The sequence below is a fragment of the Streptomyces sp. NPDC015144 genome (assembly GCF_043079735.1).
GTDB lineage: Bacteria > Actinomycetota > Actinomycetes > Streptomycetales > Streptomycetaceae > Streptomyces.
Window position 1 is genome coordinate 46,676 of record NZ_JBIBUU010000005.1, and the last position, 13,738, is coordinate 60,413.

The 13,738-nt window shown below is 74.3% G+C and carries 18 protein-coding genes; 15 read left to right on the forward strand and 3 right to left on the reverse strand.

What is annotated here, in order from left to right:
• The first annotated feature begins 10 nt into the window (after positions 1 to 10).
• The 5 genes from ACF08W_RS11005 to ACF08W_RS11025 all read left to right on the forward strand — a co-directional run bounded on the left by ACF08W_RS11005 (position 11) and on the right by ACF08W_RS11025 (position 3,815).
• Complete coding sequence (locus tag ACF08W_RS11005; RefSeq protein WP_352281053.1) at positions 11 to 397, forward strand: DUF488 family protein; 387 nt, start codon at positions 11 to 13, stop codon at positions 395 to 397.
• Positions 398 to 434: 37 nt separating this feature from the next.
• On the forward strand, positions 435 to 1,580 hold the full coding sequence (alr, locus tag ACF08W_RS11010; protein WP_352281055.1) for an alanine racemase: 1,146 nt from the start codon (positions 435 to 437) through the stop codon (positions 1,578 to 1,580).
• Between the two features lie 119 nt (positions 1,581 to 1,699).
• Entirely contained in the window at positions 1,700 to 2,953 is a 1,254-nt protein-coding gene (locus tag ACF08W_RS11015) for an alpha/beta fold hydrolase (RefSeq protein WP_392279085.1), read from the forward strand.
• Positions 2,913 to 3,452, forward strand: coding sequence for a tRNA (adenosine(37)-N6)-threonylcarbamoyltransferase complex ATPase subunit type 1 TsaE (gene tsaE / locus ACF08W_RS11020; RefSeq protein WP_385208291.1), 540 nt, complete (start codon positions 2,913 to 2,915; stop codon positions 3,450 to 3,452). Before ACF08W_RS11015 ends, tsaE begins: the two co-directional genes overlap by 41 nt.
• A gap of 138 nt (positions 3,453 to 3,590) precedes the next feature.
• Complete coding sequence (locus ACF08W_RS11025) at positions 3,591 to 3,815, forward strand: hypothetical protein (RefSeq protein WP_385208294.1); 225 nt, start codon at positions 3,591 to 3,593, stop codon at positions 3,813 to 3,815.
• A gap of 79 nt (positions 3,816 to 3,894) precedes the next feature.
• On the opposite strand, the gene ACF08W_RS11030 is transcribed toward ACF08W_RS11025, so the two are convergent.
• Positions 3,895 to 4,461, reverse strand: a complete 567-nt coding sequence (locus ACF08W_RS11030) for a L,D-transpeptidase (protein WP_385208297.1) — start codon at positions 4,459 to 4,461, stop codon at positions 3,895 to 3,897.
• 151 nt (positions 4,462 to 4,612) lie between these two features.
• Between ACF08W_RS11030 and tsaB the strand changes: the two genes are divergently transcribed.
• From tsaB to ACF08W_RS11070, 8 genes are all read left to right on the forward strand, one after another.
• On the forward strand, positions 4,613 to 5,275 hold the full coding sequence (gene tsaB / locus ACF08W_RS11035; protein ID WP_385208300.1) for a tRNA (adenosine(37)-N6)-threonylcarbamoyltransferase complex dimerization subunit type 1 TsaB: 663 nt from the start codon (positions 4,613 to 4,615) through the stop codon (positions 5,273 to 5,275).
• On the forward strand, positions 5,272 to 5,763 hold the full coding sequence (gene rimI / locus ACF08W_RS11040; RefSeq protein WP_352273614.1) for a ribosomal protein S18-alanine N-acetyltransferase: 492 nt from the start codon (positions 5,272 to 5,274) through the stop codon (positions 5,761 to 5,763). The genes tsaB and rimI overlap by 4 nt, the downstream gene beginning before the upstream one ends.
• The gene (gene tsaD / locus ACF08W_RS11045; protein WP_385208304.1) at positions 5,763 to 6,869 is read left to right on the forward strand and encodes a tRNA (adenosine(37)-N6)-threonylcarbamoyltransferase complex transferase subunit TsaD; all 1,107 of its coding nucleotides are present in this window, start codon (positions 5,763 to 5,765) and stop codon (positions 6,867 to 6,869) included. Before rimI ends, tsaD begins: the two co-directional genes overlap by 1 nt.
• Positions 6,866 to 7,144 carry a hypothetical protein gene (locus ACF08W_RS11050; protein ID WP_385208307.1) on the forward strand — a complete coding sequence of 93 codons (279 nt, stop codon included), beginning with the start codon at positions 6,866 to 6,868 and terminating at the stop codon, positions 7,142 to 7,144. The genes tsaD and ACF08W_RS11050 overlap by 4 nt, the downstream gene beginning before the upstream one ends.
• Before the next feature lie 164 nt (positions 7,145 to 7,308).
• Entirely contained in the window at positions 7,309 to 7,677 is a 369-nt protein-coding gene (locus tag ACF08W_RS11055; RefSeq protein ID WP_392279086.1) for a YciI family protein, read from the forward strand.
• A 48-nt stretch (positions 7,678 to 7,725) separates the two neighbouring features.
• Positions 7,726 to 8,985 (forward strand): RNA polymerase sigma factor, encoded by a 1,260-nt coding sequence (locus ACF08W_RS11060; protein ID WP_392279087.1) that lies wholly within the window; start codon positions 7,726 to 7,728, stop codon positions 8,983 to 8,985.
• A 96-nt stretch (positions 8,986 to 9,081) separates the two neighbouring features.
• On the forward strand, positions 9,082 to 9,747 hold the full coding sequence (locus ACF08W_RS11065) for a hypothetical protein (protein WP_392279230.1): 666 nt from the start codon (positions 9,082 to 9,084) through the stop codon (positions 9,745 to 9,747).
• Between the two features lie 50 nt (positions 9,748 to 9,797).
• A complete protein-coding gene (locus tag ACF08W_RS11070) occupies positions 9,798 to 10,163 on the forward strand; it encodes a hypothetical protein (RefSeq protein WP_352273608.1) in 366 nt (121 codons plus the stop codon).
• A 24-nt stretch (positions 10,164 to 10,187) separates the two neighbouring features.
• On the opposite strand, the gene ACF08W_RS11075 is transcribed toward ACF08W_RS11070, so the two are convergent.
• Positions 10,188 to 11,441 carry a methyltransferase domain-containing protein gene (locus tag ACF08W_RS11075; protein WP_392279088.1) on the reverse strand — a complete coding sequence of 418 codons (1,254 nt, stop codon included), beginning with the start codon at positions 11,439 to 11,441 and terminating at the stop codon, positions 10,188 to 10,190.
• A gap of 82 nt (positions 11,442 to 11,523) precedes the next feature.
• Between ACF08W_RS11075 and ACF08W_RS11080 the strand changes: the two genes are divergently transcribed.
• On the forward strand, positions 11,524 to 12,549 hold the full coding sequence (locus ACF08W_RS11080) for a polysaccharide deacetylase family protein (RefSeq protein WP_392279089.1): 1,026 nt from the start codon (positions 11,524 to 11,526) through the stop codon (positions 12,547 to 12,549).
• A gap of 21 nt (positions 12,550 to 12,570) precedes the next feature.
• On the opposite strand, the gene ACF08W_RS11085 is transcribed toward ACF08W_RS11080, so the two are convergent.
• On the reverse strand, positions 12,571 to 13,053 hold the full coding sequence (locus ACF08W_RS11085) for a DUF6234 family protein (protein WP_392279090.1): 483 nt from the start codon (positions 13,051 to 13,053) through the stop codon (positions 12,571 to 12,573).
• Positions 13,054 to 13,380: 327 nt separating this feature from the next.
• Here ACF08W_RS11085 and groES point away from each other — a divergent pair, with 327 nt between their 5' ends.
• A complete protein-coding gene (gene groES / locus ACF08W_RS11090; protein WP_148838741.1) occupies positions 13,381 to 13,689 on the forward strand; it encodes a co-chaperone GroES in 309 nt (102 codons plus the stop codon).
• The last annotated feature ends 49 nt before the right edge of the window (positions 13,690 to 13,738 follow it).

Sequence of the window (13,738 nt, forward strand, 5' to 3'; positions counted from 1 at the left end):
GAGGCCCACCGTGACCAGCAGCGACGTACGCGTACGCAGGGTGTACGAGCCGAAGGAGGACGCCGACGGGACCCGCGTCCTGATCGACCGGCTCTGGCCGCGCGGCGAGTCCAAGGAGCGGGCCGCGATCGACAAGTGGCTCAAGGACGTGACCCCCTCGTCCGAGCTCCGCTCCTGGTACCACGCGGACCACAGCGGCACCCGCTACGACGAGTTCGCCGAGCGCTACCGCACCGAACTGACCGATCCGGTCCACGAGGCGGCCGTCCGGGAACTGGTCGAACTCGTCGAGAAGGGCGGCCCGGTGACCCTGGTCACCGCGGTCAAGGACGTGGCCCACAGCCACGTCCCGGTCCTCGTCGACCACCTGGAGCACGAGCTGCACCACCACCGCTGAGCGGGGCCCGCCGCCGCGCTCTGAGAGACTGGGCGCGATGAACGAGACAGCGTCCTTGAGAGCCCGGGCCGAGATCGACCTCGACGCACTGCGCGCCAACGTGCGCACGCTGCGCGCCCGGGCGGGGGGCGCGCAACTGATGGCCGTCGTCAAATCCGACGCGTACGGGCACGGAGCGGTGCCCTGCGCCCGCGCCGCCCTGGAGGCCGGGGCGACCTGGCTGGGCACCGCGACCCCGCACGAGGCGCTCGCGCTGCGCGCGGCCGGGCTCGGCGGCCGGGTGATGTGCTGGCTGTGGACGCCGGGCGGGCCCTGGCGCGAGGCGATCGAGGCCGACATCGACGTGTCGGTGAGCGGGATGTGGGCGCTGCGCGAGGTCGTCGCCGCGGCCACGGAGGCGGGCGTACCGGCCCGTGTCCAGCTCAAGGCCGACACGGGCCTGGGCCGCAACGGCTGCCAGCCCGCCGACTGGCCGGAGCTGGTCGGCGCCGCCCGCGCCGCCGAGCAGGCGGGCACCCTGAGGATCACCGGCCTGTGGTCCCACTTCGCCTGCGCCGACGAGCCCGGCCACCCCTCCATCCAGGCCCAGCTCACCGCCTTCCGGGAGATGGTGGCGTACGCCGAGAAGGCGGGCGTCCGGCCCGAGGTGCGCCACATGGCCAACTCCCCGGCGACGCTGACCCTCCCCGAGGCCCACTTCGACCTGGTGCGGACCGGGATCGCGATGTACGGCGTCTCGCCCGCCCCGGAGCTGGGCACCCCGGCCGAGCTGGGGCTGCGCCCGGTCATGCGGCTGGTCGCCTCGGTGGCCCTGGTCAAGCGGGTGCCGGCCGGTCACGGGATCAGCTACGGCCACCACTACACGACCGGTGCCGAGACCACCCTGGGCCTGGTCCCGGTCGGCTACGCGGACGGCATACCGCGCCACGCCTCCGGCCGGGGCCCGGTCCTGGTCGGCGGCGCCGTCCGGCGGGTCGCGGGCCGGGTCGCGATGGACCAGTTCGTCGTCGACCTCGGCGGTGACGTGGTCGAGGTCGGCAGCGAGGCGGTGCTCTTCGGCGCGGGCGACCGGGGCGAGCCCACCGCCGAGGACTGGGCGGTGGCGGCCGACACGATCGCGTACGAGATCGTCACCCGGATCGGCACCCGCGTACCGAGGGTGCATCTGCACGCCACCGCCTGAGAGCCTGTCGGGTGACCTTCGATCGATGGGGTGGGCGGACGCGGCAGCCCGGTCGGGGGTCGCCCGACGGGCTCTGAGACACGGGCCCGGCCCGACGGAGACGACAAGGAGCACGGCAGGTGGGCGAGAGCGCTGCGGGGGACGCGTCCGCGACGGCGGCGGCCGCGGTCGGCTGGCGCCGGGCGGGCATCGCCGGTGCCGCCATAGGCGTGCTCGCGGCCGGGGCCGCCGCCGGGGTCGCCGTCGAGCGGCTCACCGTCGGCCGGAGCATGCGGAAGCGGGCCAGGCTGACGCTGGACGCCACCGGCCCGTACGGCTCGCTGCGCGGGCTGCCGGGCCGCGCCACCGCCGACGACGGCACCGAGCTGTACTACGAGGTCGACGAGGTCGCCCCGGACGGCGCCCCGGAGCCCCCCGGCGGGGCCGCCGCCCCGGGCACCCGCCGCCGCAGGCTCTTCGGGGGGAAGGCCCCCGCCCCGGTCACGGTGGTCTTCAGCCACGGCTACTGCCTCAACCAGGACTCCTGGCACTTCCAGCGGGCCGCGCTGCGCGGACTGGTCCGGACCGTCCACTGGGACCAGCGCAGCCACGGCCGCTCCGAGCGGGGCCGGGCCCAGGCGGACGGCGTCCCCCTCGGCATCGACCAGCTGGGCCGGGACCTGAGGGCGGTCATCGACGCGGCGGCCCCCGAGGGCAGGCTGGTGCTGGTCGGGCACTCGATGGGCGGCATGACGATGATGGCGCTCGCCGCCCGGTACCCCGAGCTGATCCGGGACCGGGTCGCCGCGGTCGCCTTCGTCGGCACGTCCAGCGGGCGGCTCGGCGAGGTCACCTACGGGCTGCCGGTCGCGGGCGTGAACGCGGTGCGGCGGGTGCTGCCCGGGGTGCTCCGGGCGCTGGGGTCGCAGACGGAGCTGGTGGAGCGGGGCCGCCGGGCCACCGCCGACCTCTTCGCCGGGCTGATCAAGCGGTACTCGTTCGGTTCGCGGGACGTCGACCCGGCGGTGGAACGGTTCGCCGAGCGGCTCATCGAGTCCACCCCGATCGACGTGGTCGCCGAGTTCTACCCCGCCTTCACCGAGCACGACGAGAGCGCCGCGCTGCCCGCCTTCCGGTCCGTCCCGGTGCTGATCCTGGCGGGCGACAAGGATCTGATCACCCCCAGCTCGCACAGCGAGGCCATCGCGGACCAGCTCCCGGACGCGGAGCTGGTCATCGTGCCGGACGCCGGTCATCTGGTGATGCTGGAGCACCCCGAGACCGTGACGGACCGGCTGGCGGACCTGCTGGTACGCGTCGGAGCGGTACCGGCAGCGACTAACGTGGGTGCGCATGGAAGCACCGCACATCAGCACGGAGACCGGGACGACTGAGCCGGGCGGCCCCGCCGCTCCGGACGCCGTCACCGTGGACCTGGCCGTCGAGTCACCCGAACAGATGCGTGAACTGGGCCGCCGCATCGCCGCGGTCCTGCGCCCCGGCGACCTCGTGATGCTCAGCGGCGAGCTGGGTGCCGGGAAGACGACGCTGACCCGGGGGCTCGGCGAGGGGCTGGGCGTGCGCGGCGCGGTGACCTCCCCGACCTTCGTGATCGCCCGGGTCCACCCGTCGCTGACCGGCGGACCGGCCCTGGTCCATGTCGACGCCTACCGCCTGGGCGGCGGGCTCGACGAGATGGAGGACCTGGACCTGGACGTGTCGCTGCCGGACTCGGTGGTGGTCGTGGAGTGGGGCGACGGCAAGGTGGAGGAGTTGTCCGAGGACCGCCTGCGGGTGGTCATCGAACGCGCGGTCGGCGACACGGACGACGAGCGGCGCGCGGTGACCCTGATCGGGATCGGCGCCCGCTGGGCGGGACTGCGCGAGGTCTGAGGCCGACGCGCGGTACCGGATTCCGACAGGGTGTCGGCATATTGTTGCGCGCGGCGGGGCGGGCGTGGTCACATGGATGACGAGAGCGTAGTTAGGTCTGCCTAACCGCGCCTTCCGCCGGAGCCTCAGGAGGCATCCATGACGACGTCCGCAGAACGTGAAGTGCCGCCGCCGCCATCGATGAAGGACCTGCTGGCGGCCTGTGCCGCGGCCACGGCGGTCTCCACGCCGCCGTCCGGGGACGGGCCGGAGGAGACCCCGGCCGCCGAGTCCGCGTCCGAGTCCGAGCCGGAGTCCGGATCCGGCGCCGCACCTGCCCCCGCGCCCCGTTCGCCGGGGCCGGGCCTGGAGCGCGCTTCCTGAGAGGCGCCCCGGCGGGACGCGCGCGGGGCCTGCTCAGAAGAGGCGGCCAGGGGCGTACATCAGTGATGCTCAGGGGTGCTCAGGGGGTGACGACCACCTTCGTGCCCCCTATGGCGAAGTCCCACAGGGCGTCGCCGTCCTCGCGGGACATCCGGACGCCGCCCGTCCGCAGCGTCGGGTCCGGGCTCTCCATCGTCCCGTCCACCGCCGCGCTGAACCCGACGGACACGTTCTCCACCAGCGCGAACCGCACCACGTGCTCGATCATCACGCCGTCCGAGCCCTTGGTCGGGGGGCCCTGGCGGGTGCCCACCTGGTACGAACCCGGCTTCGGACTCAGCGCGCTCGGCATCACCGGGAAGGTCCGCAGCACCTTCCCGGCCCCGTCGACGAGCCAGACCCGCCGCTTCTCCAGGGCGTAGACGACCCGCTGCCCGGTGCCGGAGTCCTCGGGGAGCGCGGCCGGGCGCGGCTTCTTCTCCTTGGGCTTGGCGTCGTCGGTGGCCGCGACGGAGCCGGACGCGGAGGGCTGGGGCGCCGCGAGGTCGTCGGGGACGTTGGCCGACGCCTGGAAGGCCAGGAACCCGACCGCGGCCAGTGCCGCCGCGGTGAGCCCGGCCACGATTCCCGAGCTGCCCTTGGACACCGTGCGTGCCCCTTTCGCTTCCGTAAGTCGTACGAGCGTTTAGCGTTTACGTCGTACCCGTGTGCACGGTGACGGTAGCAGCAGGGAACGGCCCCACCGGGACGCCGGACGGGGCACCGTGCCCGCGTCGACGGAGCCGTACGCTGTTCGTGTGCTCTTGCTCGCCGTGGATACCGCAACCCCCGCCGTCACCGTCGCCCTGCACGACGGCACCGCCGTCGTCGCCGAATCCGGCCAGGTCGACGCCCGCAGACACGGGGAGCTCCTGCTGCCCACCGTCGACCGGGTGCTCGCCGAGGCCGGTGTGAAACTCGACGCGGTGACGGGCCTGGTCGTCGGCGTGGGACCCGGGCCGTACACCGGGCTGCGGGTCGGGCTGGCCACCGCGGCGGCCTTCGGCTCCGCCCTCTCCGTACCCGTGCACGGCCTGTGCACCCTGGACGGGCTGGCGTACGCGGCGGGCCTGGCCGGGCTGACCGGCCCGTTCGCCGTCGCGACGGACGCCCGCCGCAAGGAGGTCTACTGGGCGCGGTACGAGGACGCCCGCACCCGGACCGCCGGGCCCGCCGTGGACCGGCCCGCCGACATCGCCGAGCAGCTGGCCGGGCTGCCCGTGGTCGGCGCGGGCGCCGTGCTCTACCCCGAGGCGTTCCCGGACGCCCGGACGCCCGAGCACGTCAGCGCCGGGGCACTGGCCGCGCTGGCCGCCGAGCGGCTCGCCGCTGGCGCCGAACTGCTGGCGCCGCTCCCGCTCTACCTGCGCAGGCCCGACGCCCAGGTGCCGAAGAACTACAAGGTGGTCACCCCGAAGTGACGACCACGACCGCCGTGCTGCGCGAGATGCGCTGGTGGGACATCGAACCGGTGCTGGAGCTGGAGCACGAGCTGTTCCCGGACGACGCCTGGTCGGCCGGCATGTTCTGGTCGGAGCTGGCCCACTCCCGGGGCCCCGGGGCCACCCGCCGCTACGTCGTCGCCGAGGACCCCGCCACCGGCCGGATCGTCGGCTACGCGGGCCTCGCCGCCGCCGGCGACCTGGCCGACGTGCAGACCATCGGGGTCACCCGCGACCACTGGGGCGGCGGCCTGGGAGCCGCGCTCCTCACCGACCTGCTGAAGCACGCGACGGCCTTCGAGTGCGCCGAGGTGCTCCTGGAGGTCCGCGTCGACAACACCCGCGCCCAGAAGCTCTACGAGCGCTTCGGCTTCGAACCGATCGGCTTCCGCCGCGGCTACTACCAGCCGGGCAATGTCGACGCGCTCGTCATGCGCCTCCACGTACAAGGAACAGAGACCGACTGATGGCTGACGAACCCCTCGTACTCGGCATCGAGACCTCCTGCGACGAGACCGGCGTCGGCATCGTCCGGGGCACGACCCTGCTCGCCGACGCCGTCGCCTCCAGCGTCGACACCCACGCCCGCTTCGGCGGCGTCGTCCCGGAGATCGCCTCCCGCGCCCACCTGGAGTCCATGGTCCCCACCATCGAGCGCGCCCTGAAGGAAGCCGGGGTCTCCGCCCGCGACCTCGACGGCATCGCCGTCACCGCGGGCCCCGGCCTGGCCGGAGCGCTGCTGGTCGGCGTCTCGGCGGCGAAGGCGTACGCCTACGCGCTGAACAAGCCGCTCTACGGGGTCAACCACCTCGCCTCGCACATCTGCGTCGACCAGCTGGAGCACGGCCCGCTGCCCGAGCCCACGATGGCTCTGCTGGTCAGCGGCGGCCACTCCTCGCTGCTCCTCGCGCCGGACATCACCGCCGACGTGCGGCCGCTCGGCGCGACCATCGACGACGCGGCGGGCGAGGCGTTCGACAAGATCGCCCGGGTGCTGGACCTGGGCTTCCCCGGCGGCCCGGTCATCGACCGGCTGGCCCGGGAGGGCGACCCGGCGGCCATCGCCTTCCCGCGCGGACTGACCGGCTCGCGCGACCCCGCGTACGACTTCTCCTTCTCCGGGCTGAAGACCTCGGTGGCCCGCTGGATCGAGGCCAAACGCGCGGCGGGCGAGGAGGTGCCGGTACGGGACGTGGCGGCGTCCTTCCAGGAGGCCGTGGTGGACGTGCTCACCCGCAAGGCCGTCCGGGCCTGCAAGGACGAGGGCGTCGACCACCTGATGATCGGCGGCGGCGTCGCGGCCAACTCGCGGCTGCGGGCCCTGGCCGAGGAGCGGTGCGAGCGCGCCGGGATCCGGCTGCGGGTGCCCCGCCCCGGGCTGTGCACCGACAACGGCGCGATGGTCGCCGCGCTGGGCGCCGAGATGGTCGCCCGCAACCGCCCGGCCTCGGACCTGGAGCTGTCCGCGGACTCCTCGCTGCCGGTGACCGACCCGCACGTACCGGGCGCCCACACCCACACCCACGACCACGACCACGTCCACGAGATCAGCAAGGACAACCTCTACTCATGACCGTCGCCCTCATGTGGGAGGCCCGCGCCACGGCCGGCCGGGGCGGGGAGCTGCTGGAGTGGGCGCGGGCCCGCGCGGCGGAGCTGGCCGTCGAACCGCTCCGCCGCGAGCTGCTGCGCGCCCCGCAGGACCGGGTCCTGGTGATCACCTGGTGGCCGGGCGGCCCCGACGCCGAGCTGCCCGAGCTGCCCGAGCCGGACGCCGCGCTGGTCACCCGCCCGGTGCACCGCTGGCGCTTCGAATCCGTCGAGACCACCGGGGCTCCGGCCGGCTGAGGCACCGGGCGGCTGAGGCGCCGCCCCGCTCCGGTGGCCGGTCGCGGACTTCCCCGAAAGAATTTCCCGAAGTATTCCGCGGGAGCTGTCGATCCGGCCGGGTCCCGTTCGACGCAGGGGTGAGAGGCGGGGAAGAGCCCCGCCGCACGGAACCGGGAGCCACCATGCCGCGCTTCATGACGCTGATCCGCATCGACGAGGAGAACCTGCCGAAGGAGGCCCCGGACCCCGACTTCGAGAAGCGGATGGGCGCCCTCTTCGAGGAGATCACCAAGGCCGGGGTCATGCTGGAGACGGCCGGGCTCCACCCGACCTCCCAGGGCGCCCGGGTCACCTGGTCCGGCGGGAGGCTCACCCAGACCGACGGGCCCTTCACCGAGACCAAGGAGGTCGTCGGCGGGTACGCCGTCCTCCAGGCCAAGGACATGGCGGAGGCCCTGGAGTGGACCCGGCGCTTCCTCAGCGCCCACCCGGAGAACTGGACGGTGACCTCCGAGGTCCGGCAGATCGACGAGGCCACCCTGGGGTCCTGACCCGGTCCGGCTTGCCCCGTCCCGGCCCGACTGCTGGGATGGGGCACCGTGACAGCGACAACCGAAGCGGTCGAGGCGGTCTTCCGGATCGAGTCCCCGCGGATCGTCGCGGCCGTCACCCGTATCGTGCGGGACCTCGGCATCGCCGAGGAACTCGCCCAGGACGCCCTGGTCGCCGCGTTGGAGCAGTGGCCGGAGTCGGGCGTCCCCGACCGGCCGGGCGCCTGGCTCACCACCACCGCCCGGAACCGCGCGATCGACCTCGTACGCCGCCGGGAGACCTACGCGCGCAAGCTCGCCGAGGTCGGCCGGTCGCTCGCGGACGTGGAGCCGCCCGAGCCCGCCGAGCCGGATGCCATCGACGACGACCTGCTCCGGCTGATCTTCACCGCCTGCCATCCGGTGCTCTCCGCCGAGGCCCGGATCGCCCTCACCCTGCGCCTCCTCGGCGGCCTCACCACCGAGGAGATCGCCCGCGCCTTCCTGGCCCCGGAACCGACCGTCGCCCAGCGCATCGTCCGGGCCAAGCGGACCCTGGGCCGCGAGGGCGTCGCCTTCGAGGTGCCGTCCGGGCCCGACCGGGCCGCCCGCCTCGGCTCCGTCCTCGAAGTGATCTACCTGGTCTTCAACGAGGGCTACGCGGCGACCGCCGGCGACGACCTGGTGCGCCCGGCGCTCTGCGAGGACGCACTCCGGCTGGCCCGGGTGCTCGCCGGGCTGATGGAGCACGAACCCGAGGTCCACGGGCTGGCCGCGCTGCTGGAGCTCCAGGCGTCCCGCACCGCGGCCCGCACCGGCCCGGACGGCGCGGCGGTGCTGCTCGCCGACCAGAACCGGGCGCGCTGGGACCGGCTGCTGATCCGGCGCGGGGTCGCCGCCCTGGAGCGGGCCGTCGCCGCGACCGGCGAGGGCGCGGGACTCGGCCCGTACACCGTGCAGGCCGCGATCGCCGCCTGCCACGCGCGGGCGGCGACGTACCAGGACACCGACTGGGACACCATCACCGCCCTCTACGACCGGCTCGCCGCGATCGCCCCCTCCCCGGTCGTCGCCCTGAACCGGGCCGTGGCCGTCTCCATGGCCCGCGGCCCCGAGGCCGCTCTCGCCCTGGTCGACGCCCTCGCCGCCGATCCGGCGCTGGACGGCTACCACCTGCTGCCCAGCGTGCGCGGCGATCTGCTGGCCCGGACCGGGCGCACCGGTGAGGCGCGCGCCGAGTTCGTCCGGGCGGCCGGGCTGACCCGCAACGCCCGGGAGCGGGCCATGCTCCTGGACCGCGCGGAGCACCCGGCCCGCGGGATCCGGTGAGTCCCGGCCCCCGGCCGCGGCACCGCGCGCCATGGGCGCGGCCCAATCCCCAGGGGCCGCGCACCGTCCCGGCCACCGGACCGTAAGGTCATGCCCATGTCTTCCCGCGCCCAACTGCCGCCCCCGCCCCCACCCGTTGAGCTCCGTTCCTGGCCCGACCGGGAGGCGCTGCTCACCGACCGGGCGGCGGTCCTCGGCGGGCTGGTGCGGGCCCATGTCGGCCCGGGGCGGCTGGTGGTGCTCTGGCTGTGGGGCCTGCTCGGCGCGTTCGGCTGGCTGTTGGTGGGCTCGGCGCTGGTCGCCTTCGAGGAGTCCTACGACCCGATCGGCGCCCTGGCGGGGCTGACCATGCTGGTGCTGGGCATCGGCTGCCTGGTCCCCGCCGTCCTGCTCGTCGTCGTCGGGGTGCGCCGCGACCGCCGGGTCCGCGCACTGCTGCACGCCTGGGGCACCCTGGACCGCGATCCGGCGCGGGACGCGGCGCTGCGGATGCCGGGCGCGTCCAGTGCCTGGCTGGTGCTCTCCTTCGTGCTCTGCGCGGTCGGCCTCGGCACCTGCCTCGCCGTCCCGGCGAACGCCGCGCCGGACGGGTACGGCTGGAGCCTGGTCGCCCTCGCCATGGGGCTCGGGATGATCGCCTGGCTCGTCGGACTGATCGGTCTCGTCAAGGCGTTCGCCCACCGGCGCTGGGTACTGCGGGTCCTGGCCGGGGCGCCCGCCCCGGCGCCACGCCTGGCCGCCCGCGACGGTGCCCACCGCTGACCCCGGACCTATCCTGACGGGGCACGGACGTCCAACAGGGGGAGAACGACATGCAGTGGTACTGGTGGGTGCTCATCGTCTTCTGGATGGGCGGCTTCGGATGGGTCGTCGACAACGTCCGTACGGCGTTGCGCAACCGGCACGAGCGCAAGCTCGAACTGCTGGAAACGGCCCGCCAGGAGCGGCTGGCCGTCGAGGCGGCGAGCAAGCCGCCGGAGCCGGTCTGCGGCTGCACGCACCACCTCGCCAAGCACGACAAGCAGGGCCGCTGCCACGAGCGGGTCGAGGTGCCGACCGCCTGGGACGAGAACAAGAAGCCGGTCCGCTTCGAGTCCGGCCAGTGCAACTGCCAGCAGTACGTGGGCCCGCAGCCGCTCTCCCAGGTCTACGCGGACGACCTGACCGATCTCGCCTGACCGGCCTCGGGACGTCCGTCCTGCTCAGCCGGTGGGGCCGGTCAGCGGGTGGCCGACGAGCATCGTCGGCGCCCCGGCCACCCGGGTCAGGAAGACGGTCGCGGAGTTCGGCCCCTGGAGCTTCATCCGGCGCCGCAGCTCCTCCGGTTCGACCGCCGAACCGCGCTTCTTGACGGTCAGCACGCCCACCTTCCGCTCCCGCAGCAGCGCCTTCAGCTTCTTCATGTTGAACGGCAGCCGGTCGGTGATCTCGTACCCGGTCGTGTACGGGGAGGCGTACGGCCGGTCGGCGGTGATGTACGCGATGGTCTCGTCGATCAGCCGGCCCTCGCACCGCGCGACCAGGTCGGCGACCAGATGGGCGCGGATCACGGCGCCGTCCGGCTCGTACAGGTAGCGGCCGACCGGGCCGACCGGCGGGGCGGGCAGCGGGGCCCCGGACCACAGGGTGGCGGCCGCCGGGAGCAGCGTGGCGCGGTGGGCGCCGGACGTGAACCCCTCGCCGAACCAGAGGACCGCCTCCTTCACGTCGCCGCCGTCCGAGATCCACTCGGCCTCGGCCTGCTCGGGGATCGCCTCGTGCGGGATGCCGGGGGCGATCTTCAGGGCGGCGCGGGGGGCCGCGAGGGCGGCGCCGACCGCCCAGGACAGCGGCGGCGAGTACGCCTCGGGGTCGAAGATCCGGCCCCGCCCGCCGCGCCGGGCCGGGTCCACGAAGACCGCGTCGCAGGACGAGGTGTCGACGGCGGCGACATCGGCGCACCGCACCTCGATCAGACCGTCCAGCCCCAGCGCGGCGGCGTTGGCGCGGGCCACGTCGGCGGTCAGCGGGTCGCGGTCCACGGCGAGTACGGAGATGCCCGCGCGGGCCAGCTCGATGGCGTCGCCGCCGATGCCGCAGCAGAGGTCGGCGACGCGGCGCACCCCGCCCGCCGCGAACCGTCCGGCGCGGTGGGCGGCCACCGAGGTGCGGGTCGCCTGCTCGACACCGTTCGGCGTGAAGTACATCCGGTACGCGTCCTCGGCGCCGAACTTGGCCACCGCCCGCTGCCGGAGCCGGGCCTGCCCGAGCGCGGCCGACACCAGGGCGGCGGGGTGGGTGCGGCGCAGCCGGGTGGCGGTGGCGAGCTCCTGGGCGGGGTCGTGGTCCCGCAGTTCGGCGAGGAGCGCGGCGCCCTCGGGGGTGCGCAGGGCCCGGAAGCCGGCGAGGGGGTCGGGGGCGTCGGACCGGCCGGTGCCGGACGGGTCGTTCGGGGCGAGAGCGTTCACCCGTCCCATTGTGAGCCAGCCGGGTAGACCGGCGGTCCGGGCCGCGGTGTCGGGCCGGACCGCCGGTCGACGGCTGGCAGGATGCGGCGCCATGCAACTTGTACGACAAAACGAAAAAAGCACCGCAAAACCACCCAGATCATCCGGGTCCCCGGGTCGACGGCGCGGACGCCCGTGCCACCCCACGGCCGCCGTACTGGCCGCGCTCCTGGTCGCGGCGGTCGGCTCGGGCTGCGCCTCCGAGTCCGGCGGAACCGGGCGGGGGAGCGGGCCCCTCGCCGGGAACCCGGGCCCGGCGGCGGGCCCGAACCCCGCCGCCGGGCTCCCGGGCGTCCCCGCGCTCCGCCGCGGCCTGGCCCGCCTGCCCGGCGAGCGCTACGGGAACGCGCGGCTCGCCCCGGCCGTCCGGGCCAGGATCGCGAAGAAGTGGGGGCTCGACCGGCCGCCGCTGATCGCCCCGCTGCCGCCCCTGGTCAAGCCGCGCGTCACCACCCGCGAGGGCTTCGAGGTGACCGGCGGCGACGACACGCTCCCGCCGGTCTTCACCACCGTCCCGACCACGGACCGGGTCGTCTTCCTGACCATCGACGACGGCGCGGAGAAGGACCCCGAGCTGCTCCAGATGATGGACGAGCTGGACATCCCGTACAGCGCGTTCCTCAGCGACGACGAGGTGAAGGACAACTACGGCTACTTCGGCGAGGCCCAGCGGCTGGGCACCGTCCTCGGCAACCACACGCTCCACCACCCCTACCTCCCCGGCCTCTCCTCCGACGAGCAGCGGCGCGAGATCTGCGGCCAGCAGGACCTCATGGCGGAGCGGTACGGGAAGCGGCCCCGCCTCTTCCGCCCGCCGTACGGCAACTACGACGCCGACACCCTGCGCATCGCGCGGTCCTGCGGGATCAGGGCCGTGCCGCTGTGGAACGCCGAGGCGTTCCCGGACCGTATGGAGTGGCGCGAGGACGACCAGGAGCTGCGTCCGGGCGACATCATCCTCACCCACTTCCGCGGCCGGGCGGCCTGGGGCGGCAGCATGGCCGACCTGGTCCGGACGGTCCTGAGAACCGTCACCGAACAGGGCTACGCGGTGGCCCGCCTGGAGGACTACGTCTGACGGCCCGGCTCCGGCAGGCTCTCAGCCGCCGGAGTCCAGGCACTCCCGGTTGTCCCCGCCACTGCGGCACGGATGGCCGGAGTGCCCCGGATCCTCCGTGTGCGACGGCGCGGGGGCGGGCGGGTGCGCGCGGCCGTGCTCCCCGACGCCGGTCAGTACCGCCGCCACGCACAGCACCACCCCGGCCACCAGTTGCCCTCCGCCCGCCCACGGCCGGCCGCCGCGCATCAGGACGAGGGCGAACAGCAGGGCCACCGCGGCGAAGCCGCCGAGGGCGAGGGGCGGGCCCCAGTCCGTCGGCGGCGGGCCCACCGGCTCCGGCGGCGCCCCCTTCTCCGGCCCCGGGGCGCCGAGGCCGCCGTGGGAGAGGGCCAGTTGAAGGGCGACGGCCGCGCCGATCACCCCCTCCAGGAGCAGCAGCGACAGCCCGAGCAGCGCGTCGAGGCAGCCGTTCACCGCGGCCGCCCGGCGCCGTCCGTCCGGCGGGGGAAGGGATCGGGTCATGCCCCCACCGTCGTACGGAACGCTCCGGTCCGTCCGTACGTTGCCCGCATGGTGTCCGGACCGTTGTCCGGACCAACCCCTTCCGGCGGCTCGAAGCTCCCGGCGCCCTGAAGCTCCTGGCGGCTCGAAGACGACGCCACGACCGCGCGAATTGGCACTCCGCTTGACCGAGTGCTAATCGCGGTCATAGTCTCGGTGCTGGCACTCACCACTGGAGAGTGCCAAACCACTGCGCGACTGGCAGGTCCGGCACCCGCGACGACGGATCGACCTGGTCGCCACCCAAGACTGTTACCCCGTGAGATCTCCGAAGGGGGAGACCGGATCGTGTCGACCGCCAGCTCCAAGGTTGCGATCAAGCCGCTCGAGGACCGCATTGTGGTCCAGCCGCTCGACGCCGAGCAGACCACGGCCTCCGGCCTGGTCATTCCGGACACCGCCAAGGAGAAGCCCCAGGAGGGCGTCGTCCTGGCCGTGGGTCCGGGCCGCTTCGAGAACGGCGAGCGCCTTCCGCTCGACGTCAAGACCGGCGACGTCGTGCTCTACAGCAAGTACGGCGGCACCGAGGTGAAGTACAGCGGCGAGGAGTACCTCGTCCTCTCGGCTCGCGACGTGCTCGCGATCGTCGAGAAGTAATTCACCCACGTTTTCTGTTCCGCGCCCCTGGCCCCCTGCGATAACCAGC